The sequence below is a fragment of the Streptomyces sp. NPDC101776 genome (assembly GCF_044766845.1).
In the GTDB taxonomy this organism is placed as follows: domain Bacteria; phylum Actinomycetota; class Actinomycetes; order Streptomycetales; family Streptomycetaceae; genus Streptomyces.
Genome location: NZ_JBIWMV010000001.1, coordinates 263,189 through 285,797 on the forward strand (window position 1 = coordinate 263,189; position 22,609 = coordinate 285,797).

At 72.2% G+C, this 22,609-nt stretch carries 22 protein-coding genes; 16 read left to right on the top strand and 6 right to left on the bottom strand.

From position 1 onward, the window contains the following. Nucleotides 1-75 precede the first annotated feature (75 nt). From ACIRRY_RS01165 to ACIRRY_RS01175, 3 genes are read left to right on the top strand one after another with little or no spacing between them, the layout of a single operon-like run. Nucleotides 76-1,845 (top strand): CocE/NonD family hydrolase, encoded by a 1,770-nt coding sequence (locus tag ACIRRY_RS01165; protein WP_403966342.1) that lies wholly within the window; start codon nt 76-78, stop codon nt 1,843-1,845. A 43-nt stretch (nt 1,846-1,888) separates the two neighbouring features. Then, nucleotides 1,889-2,131: a LapA family protein gene (locus ACIRRY_RS01170; RefSeq protein ID WP_403966345.1), complete on the top strand. Its 243-nt coding sequence runs from the start codon at nt 1,889-1,891 to the stop codon at nt 2,129-2,131. Between the two features lie 19 nt (nt 2,132-2,150). Further along, entirely contained in the window at nt 2,151-2,702 is a 552-nt protein-coding gene (locus tag ACIRRY_RS01175) for a GNAT family N-acetyltransferase (protein ID WP_403966347.1), read from the top strand. On the opposite strand, the gene ACIRRY_RS01180 is transcribed toward ACIRRY_RS01175, so the two are convergent. After that, nucleotides 2,674-3,021, bottom strand: coding sequence for a DUF6204 family protein (locus ACIRRY_RS01180; protein WP_403966350.1), 348 nt, complete (start codon nt 3,019-3,021; stop codon nt 2,674-2,676). The genes ACIRRY_RS01175 and ACIRRY_RS01180 overlap by 29 nt on opposite strands. Nucleotides 3,022-3,167: 146 nt before the next feature. Here ACIRRY_RS01180 and ACIRRY_RS01185 point away from each other — a divergent pair, with 146 nt between their 5' ends. Continuing rightward, entirely contained in the window at nt 3,168-5,138 is a 1,971-nt protein-coding gene (locus ACIRRY_RS01185) for a DUF5107 domain-containing protein (protein ID WP_403966353.1), read from the top strand. A gap of 32 nt (nt 5,139-5,170) precedes the next feature. On the opposite strand, the gene ACIRRY_RS01190 is transcribed toward ACIRRY_RS01185, so the two are convergent. From ACIRRY_RS01190 to ACIRRY_RS01200, 3 genes are all read right to left on the bottom strand, one after another. After that, complete coding sequence (locus ACIRRY_RS01190; protein ID WP_403966356.1) at nt 5,171-5,518, bottom strand: VOC family protein; 348 nt, start codon at nt 5,516-5,518, stop codon at nt 5,171-5,173. A gap of 78 nt (nt 5,519-5,596) precedes the next feature. Further along, entirely contained in the window at nt 5,597-6,418 is an 822-nt protein-coding gene (locus ACIRRY_RS01195) for a methyltransferase domain-containing protein (protein WP_403966359.1), read from the bottom strand. Between the two features lie 78 nt (nt 6,419-6,496). Next, the gene (locus ACIRRY_RS01200; RefSeq protein ID WP_403966362.1) at nt 6,497-8,014 is read right to left on the bottom strand and encodes a bifunctional phosphatase PAP2/diacylglycerol kinase family protein; all 1,518 of its coding nucleotides are present in this window, start codon (nt 8,012-8,014) and stop codon (nt 6,497-6,499) included. A 141-nt stretch (nt 8,015-8,155) separates the two neighbouring features. Between ACIRRY_RS01200 and ACIRRY_RS01205 the strand changes: the two genes are divergently transcribed. The 7 genes from ACIRRY_RS01205 (at nt 8,156) to ACIRRY_RS01235 (ending at nt 14,967) form a co-directional block, all read left to right on the top strand. Continuing rightward, nucleotides 8,156-8,827, top strand: a complete 672-nt coding sequence (locus tag ACIRRY_RS01205) for a histidine phosphatase family protein (RefSeq protein WP_403966365.1) — start codon at nt 8,156-8,158, stop codon at nt 8,825-8,827. 65 nt (nt 8,828-8,892) lie between these two features. After that, nucleotides 8,893-10,512, top strand: coding sequence for an ABC-F family ATP-binding cassette domain-containing protein (locus ACIRRY_RS01210; RefSeq protein WP_403966368.1), 1,620 nt, complete (start codon nt 8,893-8,895; stop codon nt 10,510-10,512). Nucleotides 10,513-10,624: 112 nt separating this feature from the next. Beyond that, entirely contained in the window at nt 10,625-10,846 is a 222-nt protein-coding gene (locus ACIRRY_RS01215; protein ID WP_403966371.1) for a DUF6158 family protein, read from the top strand. A gap of 141 nt (nt 10,847-10,987) precedes the next feature. After that, a complete protein-coding gene (locus ACIRRY_RS01220) occupies nt 10,988-11,791 on the top strand; it encodes a SigB/SigF/SigG family RNA polymerase sigma factor (protein WP_403966374.1) in 804 nt (267 codons plus the stop codon). A gap of 184 nt (nt 11,792-11,975) precedes the next feature. Beyond that, on the top strand, nt 11,976-12,560 hold the full coding sequence (locus ACIRRY_RS01225) for a hypothetical protein (RefSeq protein ID WP_403966377.1): 585 nt from the start codon (nt 11,976-11,978) through the stop codon (nt 12,558-12,560). Between the two features lie 53 nt (nt 12,561-12,613). Continuing rightward, complete coding sequence (locus ACIRRY_RS01230; protein WP_403966380.1) at nt 12,614-13,861, top strand: aminotransferase class I/II-fold pyridoxal phosphate-dependent enzyme; 1,248 nt, start codon at nt 12,614-12,616, stop codon at nt 13,859-13,861. After that, a complete protein-coding gene (locus tag ACIRRY_RS01235; RefSeq protein ID WP_403966383.1) occupies nt 13,858-14,967 on the top strand; it encodes an MBL fold metallo-hydrolase in 1,110 nt (369 codons plus the stop codon). The genes ACIRRY_RS01230 and ACIRRY_RS01235 overlap by 4 nt, the downstream gene beginning before the upstream one ends. Nucleotides 14,968-15,022: 55 nt before the next feature. Here the strand turns inward: ACIRRY_RS01235 and ACIRRY_RS01240 are convergent, their stop codons facing one another. After that, nucleotides 15,023-15,643: a DedA family protein gene (locus ACIRRY_RS01240; protein WP_403968288.1), complete on the bottom strand. Its 621-nt coding sequence runs from the start codon at nt 15,641-15,643 to the stop codon at nt 15,023-15,025. Nucleotides 15,644-15,648: 5 nt separating this feature from the next. Further along, nucleotides 15,649-16,422 carry an MBL fold metallo-hydrolase gene (locus ACIRRY_RS01245; RefSeq protein ID WP_403966386.1) on the bottom strand — a complete coding sequence of 258 codons (774 nt, stop codon included), beginning with the start codon at nt 16,420-16,422 and terminating at the stop codon, nt 15,649-15,651. Nucleotides 16,423-16,507: 85 nt separating this feature from the next. Between ACIRRY_RS01245 and ACIRRY_RS01250 the strand changes: the two genes are divergently transcribed. The 5 genes from ACIRRY_RS01250 to ACIRRY_RS01270 all read left to right on the top strand — a co-directional run bounded on the left by ACIRRY_RS01250 (nt 16,508) and on the right by ACIRRY_RS01270 (nt 22,531). Further along, nucleotides 16,508-16,939 (top strand): hypothetical protein, encoded by a 432-nt coding sequence (locus tag ACIRRY_RS01250; RefSeq protein WP_403966389.1) that lies wholly within the window; start codon nt 16,508-16,510, stop codon nt 16,937-16,939. An 82-nt stretch (nt 16,940-17,021) separates the two neighbouring features. Beyond that, nucleotides 17,022-19,097 carry a phage holin family protein gene (locus ACIRRY_RS01255; protein ID WP_403966392.1) on the top strand — a complete coding sequence of 692 codons (2,076 nt, stop codon included), beginning with the start codon at nt 17,022-17,024 and terminating at the stop codon, nt 19,095-19,097. Nucleotides 19,098-19,188: 91 nt separating this feature from the next. Continuing rightward, nucleotides 19,189-20,250, top strand: coding sequence for an ATP-binding protein (locus tag ACIRRY_RS01260; RefSeq protein WP_403966394.1), 1,062 nt, complete (start codon nt 19,189-19,191; stop codon nt 20,248-20,250). Further along, entirely contained in the window at nt 20,247-22,052 is a 1,806-nt protein-coding gene (locus ACIRRY_RS01265; protein ID WP_403966397.1) for a hypothetical protein, read from the top strand. Before ACIRRY_RS01260 ends, ACIRRY_RS01265 begins: the two co-directional genes overlap by 4 nt. Before the next feature lie 53 nt (nt 22,053-22,105). After that, complete coding sequence (locus ACIRRY_RS01270; protein WP_403966399.1) at nt 22,106-22,531, top strand: OsmC family peroxiredoxin; 426 nt, start codon at nt 22,106-22,108, stop codon at nt 22,529-22,531. The last annotated feature ends 78 nt before the right edge of the window (nt 22,532-22,609 follow it).

Consider the following 22,609-nt stretch of genomic DNA (forward strand, 5'->3'; position numbering starts at 1 on the left):
CGCCCGCCTGTCGTGCCGCTGCCGGCGAACTCCCCTTGCTCTCCGTCGGGTTGTCCTCAGTGTGGAGGTCCCCTTTTGTTCCGTCGTGTGCCCGGAATCCGTGCCGCGCTGGCTCTCGCGCTCACCGCACCGCTCACCCTCTCCGCACCGTTCGCGCTCGCCGACCGTGCCGCCGCGACGGACCGGTACACCGTCACCGCACTGAGGTTCACCGTCCCCGCGGGCGGCCGGGACTGCGCGGTCGACGCCGACCTGTACCGGCCCGCGGGTGTGGACCGCGCCCACCCGGCGCCCGCCGTACTGGCGACCAACGGCTTCGGCGGCAGCAAGTCCGACGGGTCCACGGACGCCATCGGCAGGACCTTCGCGCGGCGCGGCTACGTCGGACTCGTCTACTCCGGGCTGGGCTTCGGGAAGTCGGGCTGTCTCATCTCGCTCGACGACCCGGACATCGACGCGGCGGCCGCGTCGGGACTGGTCGACTTCCTCGCGGGCACCCGCGCCGCGGACGACGGGACCAGAGCGGACTTCGTGACCCTCGACGCGAAGGGGAACCCCCGGGTCGGGATGATCGGCGGATCGTACGGCGGAGCCGTCCAGTTGGCGACGGCCGCCGTGGACCACCGGGTGGACGCGCTCGTCCCCATGGTCACCTGGCACGACCTGGCGTACTCCCTCGCCCCCAACAACGGCGGGAGCGTGCCCGGAGTCTTCAAGTGGCAGTGGACCAACGGCTTCTACCTCATGGGCGAGACCCAGCCCCTGACCGTGCCGGGCCTCGACCCGACCCGGATCAACTCGCTCGCCTGCGTGCACTTCGTCAGCAAGGCCTGCGCCCTGATCCGCACACTGAACTCGGGGAGCTATCCGGCGAAGGTGACGGCGGACGTGCTCGGGTACGCGCACAGCGTCTCACCGGTCTCGTATCTGAAGCGGGTCGCGGCGCCGACGCTCCTGGTCCAGGGGCAGGCCGACAGCCTGTTCAACCTCGACGAGGCGACGGCGACGTACAGGACCCTGACGGCGCGGGGGACCACGGCGAAGATGATCTGGCAGTCGTCGGGGCACAGTGGCGGGGCGACCGCCGGTGAACTCGACCTCGGCCGGGGCGACTTGGCGTCGAGCTACGTCGGGCGGCGGATCGCGGCCTGGTTCGACCGCTATCTGCGCGGACGGACGGACGTGGACACCGGACCGGCCTTCGCGTACTACCGCGACTGGATCAAGGACTCGGCCCGCGCCTACGCAACGGCGGGCCGACTCCCCGCGCCGGACGAGAAGCTGTACCTCTCCGGCGACGGCAAGCTCGTGGACGACCGGGCGAAGGTGGCGCGGGGCAGCCGTGAGTACGTCAACCGGCCTGTTCCCACGAGCCATTCGGAGAACTCGCTGAGCGCGATGACCGGCCTGGCGGACCCGGCACCGTACGACACCCGTGGCACCTGCCTCGGCTGGACCGGCGCACCCCTGACCCGCGCGACGGACGTCGTGGGCGCCCCGAGGGCGACGCTGAAGGTCGTCTCCCCGGAGGCGCGGCGCACCCAGAACTCCGGCGACGCCGCCGACAGGCTCGTCCTCTTCGCCAAGCTCTACGACCTCGCGCCCGACGGCACCCAGACCCTTGTCCACAGGTTGGTCGCCCCTGTCCGCGTGCCGGACGTCACGAAGAGCTTCACGGTCGGTCTGCCGGGGATCGTGCACCGGTTCGCGCAGGGGCACCGGCTGCGGTTCGTGATCGCGGCGAGCGACGACGCGTACACCGGGAACCGGGGGATCAAACCGGTCACGGTGGTCAGCTCGCCGCAGGACACGGGCGTGCTGGAGCTGCCGGTCGTCGCGGACTGAGCCTCACCGTGCGTGATGGCCGATTCGGGCTCACCCTGGACACATGAGCCCGAAGACCACCGAGAGCGCCGGCGGGACCGGCCGGCGGGAACGCGTGCTGACCCCCGCCCGGATCTCCGTTCTGCTGCTCGCCGTCCTGGCCCTGATCTTCATCTTCGAGAACACCCGCGCCACGAAGATCCGTCTGCTGATCCCCGAGGTCACCATGCCCTTGTGGATGGCACTGCTCGGCACGGCGGTCATCGGCGCCCTGTGCGGGTGGTATTTCATGCGACGGCGCCGGTAGCCGGCACTAGGGTGACCGGATGCCGCACACCGCATCCCGCTATCTCGCCGAGGGCCCCCGCGTGGGCATCCGCCCCTTCACCTACGCGGACGCCGCCGAGTTCACCGCGAGGGTCCGGGAGAGCAAGGATCTGCACCAGCCGTGGCTGTTCCCGCCGGCCGGCGCGGACGCGTACACCGCCTACGCGCGGCGGCTGATCCAGGATCCGACCAAGGCCGGGTTCCTGGTGTGCGAGATGGACGGCGGGGGCATCGCCGGGTTCATCAACATCAACAACATCGTCGAGGGCGGCTTCCAGTGCGGCGCGCTCGGATACGGCGCCTTCGCGCACGCGGCCGGGCGCGGGCTGATGCGCGAGGGGATGAACCTCGTGGTGGGGCACGCCTTCGGGCCGATGCGGCTGCACCGGCTGGAGATCAATGTGCAGCCCACCAACGCCGCCTCGATCGCCCTCGCCCGCACCTGCGGTTTCCGGCTCGAAGGCTTCTCGCCGGACATGATCTACATCGACGGCGCCTGGCGCGACCACGAGCGCTGGGCGATCACCGCCGAGATGCGGACTTCCGGTTGACCTTCATCGTGTCCAGGTCCGTCACCGTCGACTTCAGGTCGCGGAAGGCGTAGCCGAGGTCCTTCAGCGCGGTCTCGGCGCGGTCCTCCGCGAGCGCCGCCGCCATCTCCGTGCCGTCGGCCGCGTCCGACACCACCACATACCGCCACGAGAAGTGCTTGAGCGGCGACGGTTCGTAACTGAGCGAGCCCTCCTCGGTGAACCGCATGCTGAGCATCCCGTGCTCCGCCGCCTCGCCCAGCAGCCGCTGCCGCGCCTCGTCCGTCAGCGCGTCCCAGGTGCCCCGGACGATCACCCGGTACGTGTGCTGCTCGCCCATCCGCCGTTCCACCCCTTGCTCCGTGCCGTCGATCGCCCGACTCTACGTCGGCGCGGACGCACCGCACGCGGAATTTCCCGGTGCTTCCGCCTTTGCGGAATCCTGACGTGCGGCGCCCCTGGCCACCGCACCCGTTGCCGGGTTCCATGGTGATCGTGACGACGATCCGACGTGAGGTACTGACCCTGCCCACCGCCGAGTTGGGTCCGGACAACCCGCTGCCCCCACTGCGTCCCCTCGACGAAACACACCGTATCGACGGCCGGGACCGGGAGGATCTCCCGCGTGACATGGCCCGCCAGGTCGGCTACGAACCGCTCCGCAGCCTGCTGCCTACCCGCGTCCGGGACGGCTACGACCGACAGCGCGCACCCCGTCGGGTCGACGCCCTCGTGATCGAGAACGACCGGCTGCGCGCCACCGTCCTCCCCGCCCTCGGCGGCCGCATCGCCTCCCTCGTCCACAAGCCCACCGACCGTGAACTCCTGTACCGCAACCCGGTGGTGCAGCCCGCGAACTTCGCCCTCAACGGCGCCTGGTTCTCCGGCGGCATCGAGTGGAACATCGGCGCCACCGGCCACACCACCCTCTCCTGCGCACCCCTGCACGCCGCCCGCGTCCCGGCCCCCGACGGCGGTGAGATGCTCCGCCTGTGGGAGTGGGAACGGCTCCGCGACCTCCCCTTCCAGATCGACCTCTGGCTCCCGGACGGCTCCGACTTCCTCTACGTCGGCGTCCGCGTCCGCAATCCCCACGAGAAGCCGGCGCCCACCTACTGGTGGTCCAACATCGCGGTACCGGAGGAACGCCGGGTCCTCGCACCGGCGTCGGAGGCCTGGCACTTCGGGTACGAGCGGCGACTGCGCCGGGTGCCCGTGCCGTCGTACGACGGAGTGGACCGGACGTATCCCCTCAACAGCCCCTACGCCGCAGACTACTTCTACGAGATGCCGGACGGACGGCGCCGCTGGATCGCCGCGCTCGACGCGGACGGGCACGGGCTCGTGCAGACCTCCACCGACGCGCTGCGGGGCCGCAAACTCTTCGTGTGGGGCAACGGCAGCGGTGGCCGGCGCTGGCAGGAGTGGCTCACCGAGCCGGGCACCGGCGGCTACTGCGAGATCCAAGCGGGCCTGGCCCGCACCCAGTTGGAGCACGTACGGCTCGACCCGGAGAGCGAGGTGTCCTGGCTGGAGGCGTACGGCCCGCTCGACGCCCGGGCGGACGGGGAGTGGTCCACCGTCGTGGACGGTGCTGAGGCGCGGCTCGAAGTCGCCCTACCCCGCGCCGATTTCGACGCCGCCTACGTCGCCTGGAAGCCGCACGCCGACACCGAACCCGGTGAGATCCTCGCCACCGGCTCCGGCTGGGGAGCCCTCGAAGTCCTGCGCACGGACTGGAAGTTGCCCGGCACACCCTTCGAGGAGTCCACGCTCGGCGAGGCCCAGGCGCCCTGGGCGGAACTGCTGCGCAGCGGTGCCCTGCCCGAGCCGCGCCGGGTCCGGCCGCCCGGCGAGTCGCTGGTCGCCCCGCACTGGCGGGACATGCTGGAGACCGCGCCCGCCACCCCGCTCACCGAGTACCACCTCGGCATAGCGCAGTGGCACGCCGGCGATCGGGCGCAGGCGGTGCGCAGTTGGGAGCGGGCCCTCGAACTCGCCCCGTCCCTCTGGCCGTTGCTCCGCTGTCTCGCCGTGGCCGATCAGGAGTCGGGCAACCACGAGCGGGCCGCCGACCGGTACAACGAGGCCTTCGCCGACCTGTGCCACGAGCGGCGCGACGCCGGGGAGCGCTGGACCGCCGCCACCGCCGCGCTCGGCCGCGAGGCCGTCGAGGCACTGCTGCGGGTACGGCGCGCGGCGGACGCCCGCGCCGTGTGGGAGATGCTGTACCCCGCCACCCGCGAACGTGGCCGATTTCAGTTGCTCCAGGCCGAGTTGCTGCTCGCGGAAGGGCGGCGCGACGACGCCTGGGCCGTCTTCGCCGACGGCTTCGAGGTCGCCGACCTGCGCGAGGGCGCCGAGTCGATCGGCCGCCTCTGGGCCCGCCTCACCGACGAACCACTGCCCATCCGCTACGACTTCCGGATGCGGCCGGAAGGCCCTGAGACGCGGTGAGTTGAGGTGGGACGTGGACCGGCGGCCGGCCGTCAGCCCCGCCGGTCCACGTACTCGTAGACCGAACCGTCCGGATGCATCGCGATCAGATTGCGCCCCACCGGTGTCGCCAGCGGGCCCGCGATGATGCGGGCGCCCAGGTCGGTGAGGAGCGTGTGCGCCTCGTCGACGTCCTTGACGGCGATCGTCGCCGCGACCTTGCGCAACACCTCCAACTCCGCCGCGGGCCCGGTCATCAGCAGGAAGAAGCCGACCGCGGCCACCGACACCCCGCCGCGCTCGAACCGGAGCGCCGAGGCGCCCGTGAGGCGTTCGTAGAAGGGGACGGCGGTCTCCAGGTCGTCGACGCAGATACGCAGCGTGGCTCCCAGAATGTCCATACGGACGAGCCTAGTTGGGACGGCCGGGCCGAGGTGATCCTTTCGGACGATTCCGGCCCGGCAGCGCTGCCGGCGTACTCAGACGGCCTTGCGGCACAGGATCTCGCCGTGCAGCACGGCGAACCAGCCGTCCTCCTGCTTCCCCCACTCCCGCCAGGCGTCGGCGATCGCGCGCAGCTCCTCGGGGGTCGCGTGGCCGCCCTCGGTCGCGACCGCCGCGTACGAGGACGCGACCGTGCGGTCCGCCCACAGACCGCTCCACCAGGCCCGCTCGTCCGGAGTGTGGAACGTCCAGGTGCTCGACGTGGCCGTGATGTCGCTCAGCCCCGCCCGCAGCGCCCACGATTTGAGACGGCGTCCGGCATCCGGTTCGCCCCCGTTGGCGCGGGCCACCCGCCGGTACAGGTCCAGCCAGTCGTCCAGCCCCGGCACCTCCGGGTACCAGGTCATCACCGCGTAGTCCCCGTCGCGGGCGGCGATGAACCCGCCCGGCTTGGTCACCCGCACCATCTCCCGCAGCGCCTGCACCGGATCGCCCACGTGCTGGAGCACCTGATGGGCGTGGACCACGCAGAACGTGTCGTCCGGGTAGTCCAGGGCGTGGACGTCGGCGACCGCGAAGTCGACGTTGGTCAGGGCGCGTTGCCCGGCGGTGGCGCGGGCCTGGTCCAGGATGCCCGGCTCGCGGTCGACCCCGGTGACGGAACCGTCCGGGACCAGCGCCGCCAGGTCGGCGGTGATGGTGCCGGGACCGCAGCCGATGTCCAGGATCTTCATGTGCGGCTTCAGCGAACCGAGCAGGTAGGAGGCCGAGTTGACGGCGGTTCGCTGGGTGTGTGAACGCAGTACGGACTCGTGGTGCCCGTGCGTGTAGACGGCGGTCTCCTGTGGTTTCGGCATGGCTCTACCTACCCCTTCGCGTCTTCTTCCTCGTAGACGGAACGGTACGCGCGCATGTCGAATGATGAGACCTGCGTTTTACGATGTGGACTGACGGGTGATCAGGGACTCGGTCAGGGGGCGATACACCGTCAGCGCCTCGGGCTGCTCCTCCAGCGTCAACTCGTCTGCCACGTCCGTGACTTCACCGTCGTAGGCGAGCAGCGTGCCGGGGGCGAGGCCGCTCAGCCGCAGTCGGTGCACCTGGGCCGCCGCGTGGACGGGGGAGCGGGTGAACGGGCCCGCGAGGGCCGCGGCGAGCAGGCGCAGCGCGGGCCTGCGGCCGCCGTGCACGATCCGGATGTCGAGCCGCCCGTCCGCCAGGTCCACCCGGCGGCCGGACGCGACGCCCATCCGGTGATAGGTCCCGTTGCCGGCGAACAGCAGCCACAACGGGCGGGTACGGCCGCCGAGTTCGGCCTCCAGTGGATGCCGGTCCGCGCGCAGCACCCGCAGCGCCGCGAGCACCCCGGCCGGCCAGCCGCCGATCCGGGGCGCCCAGTGCTCCCGCTCGCGCACCAGCTCCGGATAGACGCCCAGGCTCAGGGTGTTGAGGAAGATGCCCCGGGTGGCGCCGGACCTGAACCGGCCGACGTCCACGCGGACGGCGTCGCCCTGCCGGAGCGCCCGGCTCAGATCACGCGGGCCCTCCACACCGAGGTCGTAGGCGAAGTGGTTGAGGGTGCCGCCCGGGAGGACCGCGAGGGGCAGGTCGTGGCGCAGGGCGACCTCGGCCGCCGCGTTCACCGTGCCGTCGCCGCCGCACACCCCGAGCACCCGGGCGCGGGCCGCCGCCTTCTCCAACTCGGGCCGTATGTCGGCCGGTTCGCAGACGACGAGCTCCGCGCCGGGCAGGAGATCCATCAGCGCGACCGCCCGGTCCGAGGTGCCCGACGCCGCGTTGACCACCATGACCAGGCCCGCGCCGTCCGCCAGCGCCGGGACCTCGGCACGGGCGCGGACCGGCGGCACGATCTGCCCCCGGGTCGGCACCATGCCGCGCACCGCGAACGCCGCGCACGCGCCCAGGGCGGCGCCCGCCAGCACATCGCTCGGGAAGTGGACACCGGTGTACACACGGGACAGGGCGACCGAGAACGCGACCGGGGCGACCACGGCACCCCAGGCGGGCGACTCCAGGGCCCCCCCGGTCGCGAAGGCCGCCGCCGACGCCGCGTGACCGGACGGGAACGACGTGGTGATCGGCTGCCGCTTCAGCTGCCGTACGAGAGGGACGGGGTCCAGGGACGGCCGGTGGCGGCGCACGGACCGCTTGCCGATCGTGTTGATGGCGAAGGAGGCCAGGCTCAGCGAGGCGATGCCCCGGGCGGCGGCCCGGCGGGCGCGCGGAGTACGGCTCGCGGCCACCGCGGCGGCCGTCGCGAACCACAGCACACCGTGGTTGGCGCTCCGGCTCAGCCGGGGCAGCACGGGCTCGCCGGCGGGCCAGCTCCGTTCGGCCGCGGCCTCGAAGAGACGGCTGTCGAGGGAGAGCAGCCAGTCGCGCAGGGCGTGCCGGCCGGGCAGGGGGACCGTGAGGTCGACGTCGGGGCTCATGCGGTGCCGGGTACCCTGAAATGGCCGTTTGCTGCCCGGCGGACCGTCGGCGAACCGTTTCGACCATCGGCGGCCGTTCCGTCCCGACCGCGGACGACCCGATTCGACCGTCGGCGGACCGTTTCACCAAAGGACCCCCGTATGCGCCTGCTCCTCATACGCCATGGCCAGACGACGGCCAACGTGGCCTTTCTCCTCGACACGGCCGTCCCCGGCGCGGACCTGACCGACCTGGGCCGCGGCCAGGCCGCCGCCCTCCCCGAGGCCCTCGCCGACGAGGACATCGACGCCCTCTACGCCTCCACCCTGATCCGCACCCAGCAGACCGCGGCCCCGTTGGCCGCCGCCCGCGGCCTCGACGTACGCGTCCGCGACGGCATCCGCGAGCTCACCGCCGGTGACCTGGAGATGCTGCCCGGCGACTCCGAGCCCGGCCACGAGTACATGCGGATCGTGTTCGCGTGGGCCGCCGGTGACACGGAGCTGCGGATGCCGGGCGGCGAGAGCGGCACCGAGGCCCTCGCCCGCTACGACAGCGTGATCGCCGAGGCCGCCAGGAGCGGCGCCGACACCGTCGCCGTGATCAGCCACGGCGCCGCGATCCGCATGTGGACCTGCGCCCGCGCCGCCAACATCGACGTGACCTTCGCCGCCGCCCGCCCCCTCGACAACACCGGCATCGTGATCCTGGACGGCTCCCCGGCCGACGGCTGGAAGGCCCTGTCCTGGGAGGGCGCCCTGGTGGAGACGGCCGGACCGGACACCGACGGCGGCCCGACCGGACAGCCGCTCGACGAGGACCAGAAGCCGTAACGAGGCCCTGACGGGCACAATAAGAGTTTGCCCGGCCGCGAGGCCGCCCCACAGAATGCGTGGTCATGGGACATCTGGAAGCCGCACACCTCGAGTACTACCTCCCCGACGGGAGGCCGCTCCTCGGCGATGTGTCCTTCCGGGTCGGCGAAGGAGCCGTGGTCGCCCTGGTCGGGCCCAACGGCGCCGGCAAGACGACTCTCCTGCGCCTGATCTCCGGTGAGCTGAAGCCGCACGGCGGCACGGTCACCGTGAGCGGCGGCCTGGGTGTGATGCGTCAGTTCGTGGGCTCCGTACGCGACGAGACGACCGTACGGGACCTGCTCGTGTCGGTCGCTCCGACCCGGATCCGTGAGGTCGCGGCCGAGGTCGACCGGGCCGAGCACGGCATCATGACCGTCGACGACGAGGCGGCCCAACTCGCCTACGCGCAGGCCCTGTCCGACTGGGCCGAGGTGCACGGCTACGAGTTCGAGACGCTGTGGGACATGTGCACCATGGCCGCGCTCGGAGTGCCGTACGACAAGGCGCAGTTCCGGCAGGTCGGCACCCTCTCCGGCGGTGAGCAGAAGCGGCTCGTGCTGGAGGCGCTGCTGCGCGGGAGCGAGGAGGTGCTGCTGCTCGACGAGCCGGACAACTACCTCGACGTGCCCGGCAAGCGCTGGCTGGAGGAGCGGCTGAAGGAGACCCGCAAGACGGTCCTCTTCGTCTCCCACGACCGTGAACTCCTCGCCCGCGCCGCCGAGAAGATCGTCTCCGTGGAGCCCTCGCCGACCGGCGCCGACGCCTGGGTGCACGGCGCCGGCTTCGCCACCTACCACGAGGCCCGGCGCGAACGCTTCGCCCGCTTCGAGGAGTTGCGCCGCCGCTGGGACGAGAAGCACGCCCAGCTGAAGAAGCTCGTCCTGAACCTCCGTCAGGCGGCCTCCATCTCCCACGAGTTGGCGTCCCGCTACGCGGCGGCCCAGACCCGCCTGCGCAAGTTCGAGGAGGCGGGACCGCCCCCCGAGCCGCCGCGCGAGCAGGACATCACCATGCGCATCAAGGGCGGCCGCACCGGAGTAAGGGCCGTCACCTGCAAGGGACTTGAACTGACGGGCCTGATGAAACCCTTCGACCTGGAGGTCTTCTACGGCGAACGCGTCGCCGTCCTCGGCTCGAACGGCTCGGGCAAGTCGCACTTCCTGCGCCTCCTCGCCGGCGACGACGTGAAGCACACGGGGGAGTGGAAGCTCGGCGCGCGCGTCGTGGCCGGCCACTTCGCGCAGACCCACGCCCACCCCGAACTCCAGGGCCGCACCCTCCTCGACATCCTGTGGAAGGAGCACGCGCAGGCCCAGGGACCCGCCATGTCCCGACTGCGCCGCTACGAGCTCACCGGCCAGGCCGAGCAGAGCTTCGACCGGCTCTCCGGCGGCCAGCAGGCCCGCTTCCAGATCCTGCTCCTGGAACTCCAGGGAGTCACCGCGCTCCTCCTCGACGAGCCCACCGACAACCTCGACCTGGAATCCGCGGAAGCCCTCCAGGAAGGCCTTGAGGCGTTCGACGGGACGGTGCTCTCCGTCACGCACGACCGCTGGTTCGCGCGCTCCTTCGACCGGTACCTGGTCTTCGGCACCGACGGCAGGGTCCGCGAGACCAGCGAGCCGGTGTGGGACGAGCGGCGGGTGGAGCGCGCGCGGTAGGTCCGTGCGGTGCGGAGGCCGCGGGGCCCGAATGTTCGTAGAGTGGATGCGGGGCCGGTGGTCCGAGGACCGGTGGCCCCGGACCGGTGAGACTCGACGAGCGGGGCACACCATGACCGGAGTCGACCCTGCGCGCCTGGACGACGCCCAGCTCATGAAGGAGCTGGAGACCATCCACCGCACGCGCCACGACACCCTGCTGTACGGCTCGAACGACGCGCTGCGCGCCCACAACGACCGGATGGCCCGGCTGGAGGGCGAGTACCTGTGCCGCCACCCGCGCCGCCTCGTGGCCCCCGGCCGTACCCGGCAGGGGGCACGCGAGCGGGACTGAGCGGTGCGGGTTCGTGGGCCGAGGCGCGGGTTTGTGCCCCGAGGTCGGGGGCAGGCGAATGTGCAGCGCTGGACCGCAAACGCGTTCCCACCGACGGTGACCGTCCAACCCGGAGCATGCTCAAGGGAGTTGTGACGCACCATGCCTACAGGGCCTACTCGCACGAGCACCACACGCCATTCCCACCATGACGCCCCCGACACCGCCGAGGCGTTCCGCACCCTGGCCGCGCTGCCGCCCGGCCCGCGCCGCGACACCGTCCGCGAACGCATCGTCGAGGCCTGGCTGCCCATGGCCGACCGGCTCGCCGGGCGGTTCCGCAACCGGGGCGAGAACAACGAGGACTTACGCCAGGTCGCCGCCCTCGGGCTGGTCAAGGCCGTCGACCGGTACGACCCCGAGCGGGGCAACGCGTTCGAGAGCTATGCCGTGCCGACGATCACCGGCGAGATCAAACGGCACTTCCGGGACCACATGTGGACGGTGCACGTCCCTCGGCGGGTGCAGGATCTGCGGAACCGGGTGCGGGTGGCCGGGCAGGAGCTCGCCCAGACCGTGCCGGGGCGGCGGGCCACCGTGGCGGAGCTCGCCGTGCGGGCGGCGCTGTCCGAGGAGGAGGTGCGGGTGGGGCTTGAGGCGTTGGAGAGTTTCAGCGCGCTGTCCCTGGACGCGGGTGCCTCCGGCGGTGGGGACGGGTGGGTGTTGGGGGAGGTACTGGGTTCCGCTGATCCGGCGTTGGATGTCGTGGTCGACCGGGAGGCTGTGAAGCCCCGGTTGGCCGCGCTGCCTCAGCGGGAGCGGGAGATTCTGTATCTGCGGTTCTTCGGGGACATGACGCAGAGTCGGATCGCTGAGCGGTTCGGGATCTCGCAGATGCATGTGTCCCGGTTGATCAGTCGGTGTTGTCGGCGGATCCGGGAGCAGGTTCTCGAGGATGCTGCCTAAAGATCCGGCGGCTGTGTGTCGGCTGCCGGTCGGTGGGGGCTGGGCGCGCGGTTCCTCGCGCCCCTGAAAGACAGAGGGCGACTCGGCTCGCCGTGTTCACTCGCTCGGGTCTCGCCGCGCGCGGGTCTTCTCCGACCGGGCTTCGATGGGGGTGTTGTCGTCCTTGGTCGAAGGAGAGCCCCTCATGCGTCGCACCGCGCTTGCTCTGTCTGTTGTCGCGCTGGTCGGTGTCGGCGGGCCCGCTGTGGCCGTCGAATCGGGCGCCGCGGTCAGTCCGAGCAGCGTTCAGGCGGGTGGGAGTGTGACCGTGGACGTGTCGTGCGAGGTGCTCGGGGGGACCGCGCCCGACCGCATCGAGGGCACGTCCCGGGGGTTCGACGACGGGACGGTGGAACTGCGGAAGGTGCCCGGCAACGACGAACGGGCCGCCGGAGTCGCCTATCGGGGGACCGCGCGCGTCTCCGACGGGCAGGGGGACGGGCGGGATCCCGCGTGGACCGTCGACGGGACCTGTCCGGCGGCGCCCGGGGGACAGGGCAGGCCGTGGAGCGCGACCTTCAGCGTGGAGCGCGGGGGTGAGCAGCCGCCTTGCCAGGAGCCCCGGGGGGAGTCCTGTGGTGATGTCGCCGTGATCCAGCGCGGGGTGCGGGCCGGGGAGGGCGGGACCTTCACCGACTCCATTCCGGCTCTGGTGGCCGGTGGTGTACTGATCGCCGGTGCCCTCGGTGGCGCCGTGTACCGGCTGCGCAGGCGGACGCCGGGACACTGAGCGCGCGATCGGGACACGGCACGGCACTGCACCAGGGACTGCGCGGAGGCACCATGCGGCAGGCGGACGCGGTAGGCCAGGGGCCCGTGCGGTACGGGCCGGTGTTCCCCGACGACGTACTGCCCGTACTGCCCGAACTGGCCGCCGTGCTCGCCGCCGCCGCGTCCCGCACCGAGGAACAGCCCGTCGGCGGCGCCCCCGCCCTGCTCGACGCCGCGAGCGGCTACTTCGAACGCCGGGGCCTGCCCGCCGGCCTCTCCCGCGTGGCCGCCGCCCCGGGCGCCCCCGCCCTGCTGGTCGCGCTCACCGCCGCCCTCGGCGGTGACGTCCTGGTGCCCCGACCCTGCGCCGCCTGGTGGGCGCCGTACGCCCGACTGCTCGGCAGACCCGTGTTCCATGTGGGCACCCCGGCCGAGTGCGGCGGGGTGCCCGATCCGTACGCCCTGCTGGAGACCGTGCGCCGGGTCCGGAACGAGGGCGGTGACCCGCGGCTGCTCGTGCTGTCCGTCGCCGACGACCCGACCGCCACCGTCGCACCGCCCGAGGTCATGCACGAGACCGTCGAGGCCGCCGCCGGCGAGGGACTGCACCTGGTCAGCGACGAGACCTGGCGCGACACCCTGCACGCACCCCGGGGCACCATGCTGCTCAGCCCCGCCGAGATGCTGCCCGACAAGGTCACCGTCGTCACCGACCTCGCCGGCGCGCTCCTCCCGTCCGGCTGGCCCGCCGCCGTCGCCCGCTTCCCCGCCGGCCACGCCGGGAACGCCCTCCACGCGCGCGTGCTCGACGTCCTCACCGCACTCGGCGCCCGCGTCGCCGCCCCCGTCGCCGCAGCGGCCGGCCACGCGCTCGGCGAACCCGCGCCCGTCATCGCCCGCCGCGACAGCGCCGTACGCCTGCACGCGCGCGTGGCCGCCGCCGCGCACGCCGCCGTCACCGGAGCGGGCGCGTTCTCCCGGCCGCCGCAGGCGGGACGTCATCTGTACGTCGATCTCGGGCCGTTGCGCCACGCGCTCACCCCGCAGGGGGTGGGCGACGCGCAGGACCTGGAGGAGTTCCTCACCGCCCGGCTCGGCATGCCCGCCCCGGGAGGGCACCGCTTCGGCGACGACCTGGGCGCGCTGCGGGTCCGGCTGTCCACCGGGGCACTGCTGGGCGGAACCGACAGGGAACGCGCGGAATGCCTCACGTCACCCGCGCCGTTGGAACTGCCACACGTGCAACGCGCGTTGATGTCCTTGAGGTCGATCTTCGACGATCTCCGCGACGACGCTCAGCGATGGGAGCCTCCTCGATGACGCAGCAGTCCGAGTCGACCACCACCGGCACGCCCACCACCGGTACGACCACCACAAGCACGGCGACAACCGGCACGGCGATCACGCACGAAACGGCCGTCTCCCCGTCCCCGTTCGCCCCCTCGTCCCCGCCGCTCGCCGAGCCCCGCCCCCTAGGCGAACGGCGCGTGTGGCCCCGCGCCTTCCACGACCGGCTCACCGCCCCGCTGCCCGGCCTGGGAGCCCTCGCCCGCTTCGCCCGCGAGGGCTCCGTACGACCCCGCCCCGAAGGCCTCACCGACATCCCCCGACTCCCTTTCGCCCCCGAGCCGTTGCCCCGGGTCGACTCCCTGACCGTCGCCGTCACCTGGGCAGGGCACGCCAGTTGGGTGGTGCGGATCGGCGGGCTGACCATCCTCACCGACCCCGTCTGGTCCCGCCGCATCCTCGGCACCCCGGCCCGGATCACCCCCGTGGGCGTGGCCTGGGAAGCACTCCCGCCGATCGACGCCGTCGTCATCAGCCACAACCACTACGACCACCTCGACGCCCCCACCCTCCGCCGACTCCCGCGCCACACCCCGGTGTTCGCGCCGGCCGGCCTCGGCAGCTGGTTCCGGCGCCGCAGATTCACCCGCGTCACCGAACTGGACTGGTGGGAGGCGGCCCAACTCGACGGCGTACGGCTCGACTTCGTACCCGCCCACCACTGGTCCAAGCGCAGCCTCACCGACACCTGCCGTTCCCTGTGGGGCGGTTGGGTGATGACAGCACCGGACGGCCGGCGCGTCTACTTCGCGGGCGACACGGGCTACGGCCACTGGTTCGCCCGAATCGGCCGCCGCTATCCGGGAATTGACCTGGCCCTCCTCCCCATCGGCGCCTACGACCCGCGCTGGTGGCTGAGGGACGTCCACTGCGACCCGGAGGAAGCGGTGCGCGCGGCCCAGGACCTGGGGGCGCGGCGGATGGCCCCGATGCACTGGGGAACGTTCGTCCTGTCGGCGGAGCCGGTCCTGGAACCACTGACGCGGGTGCGGACGGCCTGGGAGCAGGCGGGCCTGGCGAGGCAGGACCTGTGGGATCTACCGGTGGGAGCTTCAAGAGTGCTGGACGAGACCCCCTAGGGGCGCGGGCAACTGCGCGACCAGCCACAACGGACCCGCACCCCGCAACGAACCGTCACCCGGCAGCTCGAACCCGCTTCCATAAACTGGGCGCCACACTGATCAAAACGGTCAGTACAACCGCCGCCACCACACCCTCCCACGGCTCCGGAAACAGCGACCCACCGAGAATGCCGATCAACTGGTACGTCACAGCCCACGCCAGACACGCGGGCGCGTTCCCGCGGGCGAACCGGCGGATCGGCCACTCGGCGATCAGACACGCCAGCATCACCGGAATACGCCCCGCCGGCACCATCCGGGACAGCACCAGCACCGTCACCCCATGATCGGCAAGCTTCTTCTGCGCCTGCTCAAGACGGTCCTCCGGCGCCCGCGACCGGATCGCCTCCAGCCAGCGCGAGCCGTTCTTCGACCCCATCCCGCGCCGCCCCAGCCAGTACAGGGCCATGTCACCCAGGAACGCGGCCAGCGACGCCGTCACGAACACCAGCGCCAGCGCGAACGGCGCCGTCTGGTGGAACGCGACCACGGCCGCCGAACTCACCAGCGCCCCCGTCGGAATCACCGGCACCAGCGCCCCGAACAGCACCAGCAGGAACAACGTCGGGTAGCCGATGGCCTGTTGGGCCGACTCGGGCGACGTCGTGGCGGTCGCGGACACCGCCTCCGCCATCCAGCTCACCGGGCGACCTCCGGACGCACGCTCTCCCCGTGCCCCAGCCGGTGCACCGCCACCGAGGGCGCGAGCTGTGCCGCGATCCGCACGAACTCCTCGCCCGGCGTGTGGAATTCGTGCGGGCGCACCGCGTCCATCCCGATCGGCCAGTACGTGCCGTAGTGCACCGGCACCGCACTGCGCGGCGAGAGCCGCGCCAGCGCCTGGGCCGCGCGCCCCGCGTCCAGATGCCCCTCGCCGAGATACGGACCCCAGCCGCCCACCGGCAGCAGTGCCACGTCGACCGGCCCGACCTCCTTGGCCATGTCGTCGAACAGCCCGGTGTCCCCGGCGAAGTAGGTCCGGGCCTCGCCCTCGACGACGTAGCCCAGTGCGGGGGAGCGGTGCGGTCCGACCGGCAGCCGCCGCCCGTCGTGCCGCGCGGGAACGGCCCGTACGACCAGGTCACCGACCATCGTCCGGTCGCCGGGGGACACCTCGTCGATCCGCAGCTGCCGGAGCCGGCGCAGCCCGGGCACCGCCCGGAGCGCGCCCCGGGGCACGAGCAGGCGCGTGCCCGGGGCGAGGGCGCCGAGCGAGGGAAGGTGCAGGTGGTCGGCGTGCAGATGGGAGACGAGCGCCAGGTCCGCGCGCCGGGCCTCGGGCGGCGGCACGGCGCCCCGGCGGCGTCGTAGATGTGCGAGTCGGCGCGCGAACAGGGGATCGGTGAGGACGCGTACGTCCGAGTCCTCGATCGTGCAGGTGGCGTGACCCCACCAGGTGATCTCCACCGGCACCTTCTTTGCCTCCTTCGCGCGACTCCCCCGAAGCCTACGGGCAGGAGTAGGGTCGGCGGCGAAACCCGGAGGTGAGGGGGACGCCATGGGACAGGTACGCGGTGCCTCGGGTATGCCCTCGCGGCTTCGGGTCACGGCGATCGCCAGCCTGACGCCGCTGGAGGAGTTGGACGAGGACCCCTTCCTGGTCGACTCCCGCAGCCAGCACGCGATGTGCGCCCGCTGGGCCGCCGACCACGGCTATGTGATCGCCCGCGAACTCCTCGTACGCGCCCTGCGCCCCGACCACAACGCCCTGTGGGACGGCGTCCGCCCCGGCCTCGACCTGTTCGTCGCCCCCAGCCGCCGGGTCCTGGAGAGCGCGCTGTCCTCCGTCGAGGAGTTCACCGACGAGTGCGCGCGACGCGGGGTGCGGATCGAGACGGTCGGCAGCGCGGAACCGTCGTACGACGCCCAGGCCAAGGCCTGTGTGCACCGGCGGCTGTCGATGCCGACGGCCGGCTACGACGGCCGCTAGCCCAGGGGTCCCCGCGTCCCGTATGACAGGCTGGGGACAGGCCCGCCAGGTCGACGGGCCCGGGACGTGAGGTGTACGGGGCGTGCGTGGAGGGCGTTGGCGGCGGCTCGCCAGTCAGGTCGGGCGGAGCATCGCGGTGTGGGCCGTCTCCACGGTCACCATGCTGGTGCTCGCCGGGATACTGCCGGACTTCCAGCTCCAGTCGGCGGACGGCGACAGCGCCACCCGTATCGCGGTCACGGCCGCGCTCGGCGCCGGCGCCTTCGGTCTGCTGTCGGCCCTCGTCTGGCCGCTGCTGGTACGGCTGTTGCTGCTGGTGCCCGCACTCGTCCTCGGCCTCCTCGTCTTCGTGCTCAACGGGTCGCTCCTGCTGATCGCCCTGCGCATCAATCCCGACGGCGGGCTGCGCGGCCAGGTCGCCCCCGAGACCGCCGTCGTCGTGGCCGCCGTGATGTCCGCCGTCGCCTCCGCCACCGGCGGTGCCCTGGCCGTGCGCGACGACGACGCCTACCGCCGCCGCCTCTACCGCCTCGCCGACCGCCGCCGCAGAGCTCTCCCGCCGGGCCCGTCCTCGCCCGGCACCGTCTTCCTGCAACTCGACGGCGTCGGCCACGACGTCCTCCTCGACGCCATGGCCAAGGGGTTGATGCCGACCGTCGCCAAGCTCCTCGGCGGCGACCGCCCCACCCATCGCCTCACCCCCTGGCGCACCGACTGGTCCAGCCAGACCGGCGCCAGCCAGCTCGGCATCCTGCACGGCTCCAACCACGACATCCCCGCGTTCCGCTGGTACGAGAAGGACAGCGGCGAGGTGATGGTCTGCAACCGCCCGACCAGCGCCGTCGAACTCCAGAACCGCGCCGTCGCGTACACGGGCGACGGCGGCCTCCTCACCGTGGACGGCGCCAGCCGGGGCAACCTGTTCAGCGGCGGCGCCGACGAACAGGCCCTCGTGCTGTCCATCGCCACCCGCCGCCGGGGCCGGGAGAACCGTTCCCGCGCGGGCTACTTCGCCTACTTCTCCGACCCCGCCAACGCCGTCCGCACCGCGATGTCCTTCGTCGCCGAGGTCGGCCGCGAGCTCGGCCAGTCGACGCGTTCCCGGCTCACCAAGCAGCGCCCCCGGATCAAACGCGGCGGCCTGTACCCCGTCGTCCGCGCCTTCGCGACCGTCGTGGAACGGGACGTCGTCGTCGCCGCGGTCATGGGTGACATGCTCGGCGGCCGCACCGCCGTCTACGCCGACCTCGTTGCCTACGACGAGGTCGCCCACCACTCCGGCCCGCGCAGCCGCGACGCCGCCAAGGTCCTCCAACGCCTGGACCGTTCCCTCGCGTTGATCGAGAACGTCGCCGAGCACGCCCCGCGGCCGTACCGCATCGTCGTCCTCTCCGACCACGGGCAGAGCCCCGGCGAGACCTTCCAGGGCCGCTACGGCCTCACCCTCGGCGACCTCGTGCGGGCCGGCTGCGGGCTGCCCGTGCCGCGCCGGGCCCGCCGCACCCACAGCGGCGCCGAGGCCCGCGCGGCCGTCCGCGCCGCGCTGCGCAGGCCGGCCAAGGACGGCGACGAGCGGCAGGCTCACTCCGGCCGTCACTCGGAGCCGATCGTGCTGGCCTCCGGCAACCTCGGCCTGGTCTCCTTCCCCGACGTGCCGCACCGCATGACCAAGGAGGAGATCGACGCCCGCCACCCCGCCCTCCTCACCACCCTCGCCAACCACCCCGGCGTCGGCTTCGTCCTGGTGCGCAGCGAGGAGCACGGCGGAGTCGTCCTCGGCGCCCACGGCGCGGAGCTGCCGGTGGCCGAACTCGACGACAAACAGGGCCCGTTGGCGGACTTCGGCCCCGGCGTCGCGGACGCCGTCCGGCGCACCCACTCCTTCCCGCACACCGCCGACATCATGGTCAACTCCTGGTACGACCCCGCAGAGGGCGAAGTCCTCGCCTTCGAGGAGCAGATCGGTTCCCACGGCGGCCTCGGCGGCTCCCAGGGCAAGCCGTTCCTGCTGTCGCCGCACACCTTCTCCGCACCGGTCGACGACGGCGACGACCTCGTCGGCGCGGAGCAGGTGCACCGGGTCCTGCGGCGCTGGCTGCGCGAGTGCAACGGGCCTCAGGTCCCGCTGCCGGCCGAGCCGGAGGAACGCGCCGCCTGAAAATCGGCTGCGCCGAGTGGGACGTAGGCACACACTGGGGACATCGGAGCGCGTTCGCGCCCTTGTCGAACCCCCTTGAGGAGAGCCTCTTTTGCAGGCTGCGGTCACTGTCACGCCCGCCCGTATACCCGAGCTGCTGCTCGGACTCGCGACCGTCCGGCCCGTGTTCATCTGGGGTGCGCCCGGCATCGGAAAGTCGTCCCTGGTAAGGGAGTTCGCCGAGTCGCTGGGCCTGGAGTGCGTGAGTCTGCTCGGTACGCAGCTCGCGCCCGAGGACCTGATCGGCGTACCGCAGATCCGGGACGGACGGTCCGTGTTCTGCCCGCCGGAGGCGATCGCGCGGGACGAGCCGTACTGCCTGTTCCTCGACGAACTCAACGCGGCCACACCGGATGTGCAGAAGGCGTTCTACTCGCTGATCCTGGACCGCCGTATCGGCAACTACGAACTGCCCAAGGGCTCCATCGTGATCGGCGCCGGCAACCGGGCTACGGACAACGCGCTGGCCCGGCCGATCTCGTCCGCGCTGATCAACCGGCTCACCCATGTCCACCTGGAGGCGTCCCCCAAGGACTGGCTCGACTGGGCCGCCGCCAACGGCATTCACCCCTGGATCCTGGACCACCTCACCGACCGCCCCGACCACCTGTGGTCCAAGCCGCCGAAGACCGAGGAAGCCTTCTCCACACCCCGCTCCTGGCACATGCTCTCCGACGCGCTGGGCTCCTTCGGGACCGACCTCGACGAGGACACCCTGAAGGTGATCGCGCACGGCACGCTGACGCCCGCGCACGCCGTCGCGTTCTGCGGCTACGTCAAGATCGTGCGCAGCCGCTTCGGCATCGAGGCGATCATCAAGGGCGACGCCCGCTGGCCGCACCGCCCCGCCGACCGCGACCTGTTGTACTACCTCGCCGAGTCCTTCCGGGGCCGGCTCGTCAAGGAACTCCCGGCCAGCAAGGAGCACTTGTCGGCCAACGGACTCCAGACCGCCTACCGCGCCAAGTCGCTGCTCGTGCAACTCGCCGAGATCTCCGTCGAGGTCGCGCAGAGCGTCATCGCCCCGGACACCGACGGCAATCCACTGCTGCCCGCCTGGTTCCTGGTCGAGGCGGCCCGTGACATGCCCCGGCTGGTCGAGGCCCGGCAGTGAGCCGCACCCGGGGCGACAAGGGGAAGCCGAAGAAGGATCCCGCAGCCGAGGCCTTCGCGGAGGGACTGCGGCTGGTGCGCGCCAACCGCGCACTCGCCGCCATTGGGTTCAGCGTCTGCCGCAAGGAGGACTGCCCCCACGCGTCCGCCACCGGTCTCGTCCGCGTCGACTCCAACGGCGTGCTGCACGTCCACCCCACCCGCCGGGCCGAACCCGCAGAATGGGCCTGGGCGATCGCGCACTGCATCATCCACCTCGGCTTCGGCCATGTCCCGGCCGCGGCGAAACCACGCGACCAGCCCGACGGTCCCGCCCTCGCCGCCCGCTGCGCCGTCGTCAACCGCTTCCTCCTCGGCTTCCCCATCGGCATCACCCCCGAGGACCTGCCCGCCGCCTACCCCGGCGGCGACGAGGACCAACTCGCCGCCCGCTGGCGCCGCGACGGCATCCCGCCCCTCTACGAACGCTGCGGTACGGCGGGCGGCGAAGCGGACCAGTCGCTCGTGCCCTGGGACACCTGGCAGGGCGGCAAGGCCCCCGACTGGCAGCTCAACTTCGCAGGCGCCCTCACCCGCACCGTCGCCATGGCGATGGACGTGGCGGGCGGCCGACGCGCCTCGATGCGCGGCGGCCCCACCCGACTCCAGCCCTGGGAACGGGCGTTGAGCTGGTTCGTCTCCTCCTACCCGCTCCTCGGCGGCATCGCGGCCGGCATCACCCTCGTCGCCGACGCCGAACTCGCCCACGCCCACGGCATCTCCGTCGCCGCCGTAGACACCTCCGTCGCCGAGATCTACATCAACCCGCTGCGCCAACTCGACGACGAGGAATGGCGGTTCGTCCTCGCCCACGAGATGCTGCACGCCGCCCTGCGGCACGGCGACCGCTGCGGGGTCCGCGACCCCTTCCTCTTCAACATCGCCGCCGACTACGTCATCAACGGCTGGCTGTCCGAGATGGACGTCGGCCGGATGCCCGAAGGCCTGCTCTACGACCCGGAGTTGAAGGACCTCTCCGCCGAGGAGGTCTACGACCGGATCGCCGGCGACCTGCGCCGGATGCGCCGCCTGGCCACCCTGCGCGGCAAGGGCGTCGGCGACATCCTCGGCGGCCCGCTCGGCAGCCCGCGCGACTACGTGGACCTCGACGAGTTCTACCGGCGCGGCCTCGCCCACGGCCTCGACCTGCACGACCAGCACCAACGCGGCTTCCTGCCCGGCGGGTTGGTCGAGGAGATCCGCACACTCAGCCATCCACCGCTGCCGTGGGACGCCCGACTCGCCCGCTGGTTCGACGAGTTCGTGCCCCGCCGCGAGCCCGTACGGTCGTACGCCCGCCCTTCGCGCCGCCAGTCCTCCACCCCCGACATCCCGCGCGCCGGCCACTGGTTCCCGCCGGAGGAGATCCCCCGCTGCACCTTCGGCGTCGTCCTCGACACCTCCGGCTCCATGGACCGCGCCCTCCTCGGCAAGGCGCTGGGCGCGATCGCGTCGTACGCCGAGGCCCGTGACGTACCGGCCGCCAGGGTCGTGTTCTGCGACGCGGCCCCGCACGACGCGGGCTATGTCGCGGTCACCGACATCGCGGGCCGGGTACGCGTGCACGGCCGCGGCGGCACCGTCCTTCAGCCCGGGATCGACCTGTTGCACCGCGCCGACGACTTCCCGCCGGGGGCGCCCGTCCTCGTCATCACCGACGGCTGGTGCGACGTGTTGCGGGTGCGGCGCGAGCACGCCTATCTGATTCCACAGGGTGCTCGCCTGCCGTTCACCCCGCGTGGGCCGGTCTTCCGGGTGAGCTGAACCGGAATGTGATCGGATGGTTCCGAAAGACATCCGCTTCGAAAGGAAACACCGTGGCAACCACGCGCACCGCACACACCGTCTGGGAAGGCGAACTCATCAAGGGCAGCGGCGAGGTCACCTTCGACTCGTCAGGCATCGGTGTCCAGCCGGTGACGTGGGCGTCGCGCGCCGAGCAGGCCAACGGCAAGACCAGCCCCGAGGAACTCATCGCCGCCGCCCACTCGAGCTGCTTCTCGATGGCGCTGTCGCACGGTCTGACCGGCGCGGGCACCCCGCCCACCCGCCTGGAGACCAAGGCCGACGTCACCTTCCAGCCCGGCGAGGGCATCACCGGCATCCACCTCACCGTCCGCGGCGAGGTCCCCGGCCTGGACGCGGCCGGCTTCGCGGCCGCCGCCGAGGACGCCAAGAAGAACTGCCCGGTCAGCCAGGCGCTCACGGGTACGACGATCACGCTGACGGTCGAATCCGCCTGATCCCGCTCCCCCTTCCTTCTCGATGCCGCGCCCGGAAAAACGGGTGCGGCATTGACATTCCCGCACTCAAGTTTTGAG

What these genes read in the sequence shown, in the direction of transcription:
- ACIRRY_RS01170 (WP_403966345.1), top strand. Translation starts at nt 1,889, where the DNA reads ATGAGCCCGAAGACCACCGAGAGCGCCGGCGGGACCGGCCGGCGGGAA.
- ACIRRY_RS01175 (WP_403966347.1), top strand. Translation starts at nt 2,151, where the DNA reads ATGCCGCACACCGCATCCCGCTATCTCGCCGAGGGCCCCCGCGTGGGC.
- ACIRRY_RS01180 (WP_403966350.1), bottom strand. Translation starts at nt 3,021, where the DNA reads ATGGGCGAGCAGCACACGTACCGGGTGATCGTCCGGGGCACCTGGGAC.
- ACIRRY_RS01185 (WP_403966353.1), top strand. Translation starts at nt 3,168, where the DNA reads ATGGTGATCGTGACGACGATCCGACGTGAGGTACTGACCCTGCCCACC.
- ACIRRY_RS01190 (WP_403966356.1), bottom strand. Translation starts at nt 5,518, where the DNA reads ATGGACATTCTGGGAGCCACGCTGCGTATCTGCGTCGACGACCTGGAG.
- ACIRRY_RS01195 (WP_403966359.1), bottom strand. Translation starts at nt 6,418, where the DNA reads ATGCCGAAACCACAGGAGACCGCCGTCTACACGCACGGGCACCACGAG.
- ACIRRY_RS01200 (WP_403966362.1), bottom strand. Translation starts at nt 8,014, where the DNA reads ATGAGCCCCGACGTCGACCTCACGGTCCCCCTGCCCGGCCGGCACGCC.
- ACIRRY_RS01205 (WP_403966365.1), top strand. Translation starts at nt 8,156, where the DNA reads ATGCGCCTGCTCCTCATACGCCATGGCCAGACGACGGCCAACGTGGCC.
- ACIRRY_RS01210 (WP_403966368.1), top strand. Translation starts at nt 8,893, where the DNA reads ATGGGACATCTGGAAGCCGCACACCTCGAGTACTACCTCCCCGACGGG.
- ACIRRY_RS01215 (WP_403966371.1), top strand. Translation starts at nt 10,625, where the DNA reads ATGACCGGAGTCGACCCTGCGCGCCTGGACGACGCCCAGCTCATGAAG.
- ACIRRY_RS01220 (WP_403966374.1), top strand. Translation starts at nt 10,988, where the DNA reads ATGCCTACAGGGCCTACTCGCACGAGCACCACACGCCATTCCCACCAT.
- ACIRRY_RS01225 (WP_403966377.1), top strand. Translation starts at nt 11,976, where the DNA reads ATGCGTCGCACCGCGCTTGCTCTGTCTGTTGTCGCGCTGGTCGGTGTC.
- ACIRRY_RS01230 (WP_403966380.1), top strand. Translation starts at nt 12,614, where the DNA reads ATGCGGCAGGCGGACGCGGTAGGCCAGGGGCCCGTGCGGTACGGGCCG.
- ACIRRY_RS01235 (WP_403966383.1), top strand. Translation starts at nt 13,858, where the DNA reads ATGACGCAGCAGTCCGAGTCGACCACCACCGGCACGCCCACCACCGGT.
- ACIRRY_RS01240 (WP_403968288.1), bottom strand. Translation starts at nt 15,643, where the DNA reads ATGGCGGAGGCGGTGTCCGCGACCGCCACGACGTCGCCCGAGTCGGCC.
- ACIRRY_RS01250 (WP_403966389.1), top strand. Translation starts at nt 16,508, where the DNA reads ATGGGACAGGTACGCGGTGCCTCGGGTATGCCCTCGCGGCTTCGGGTC.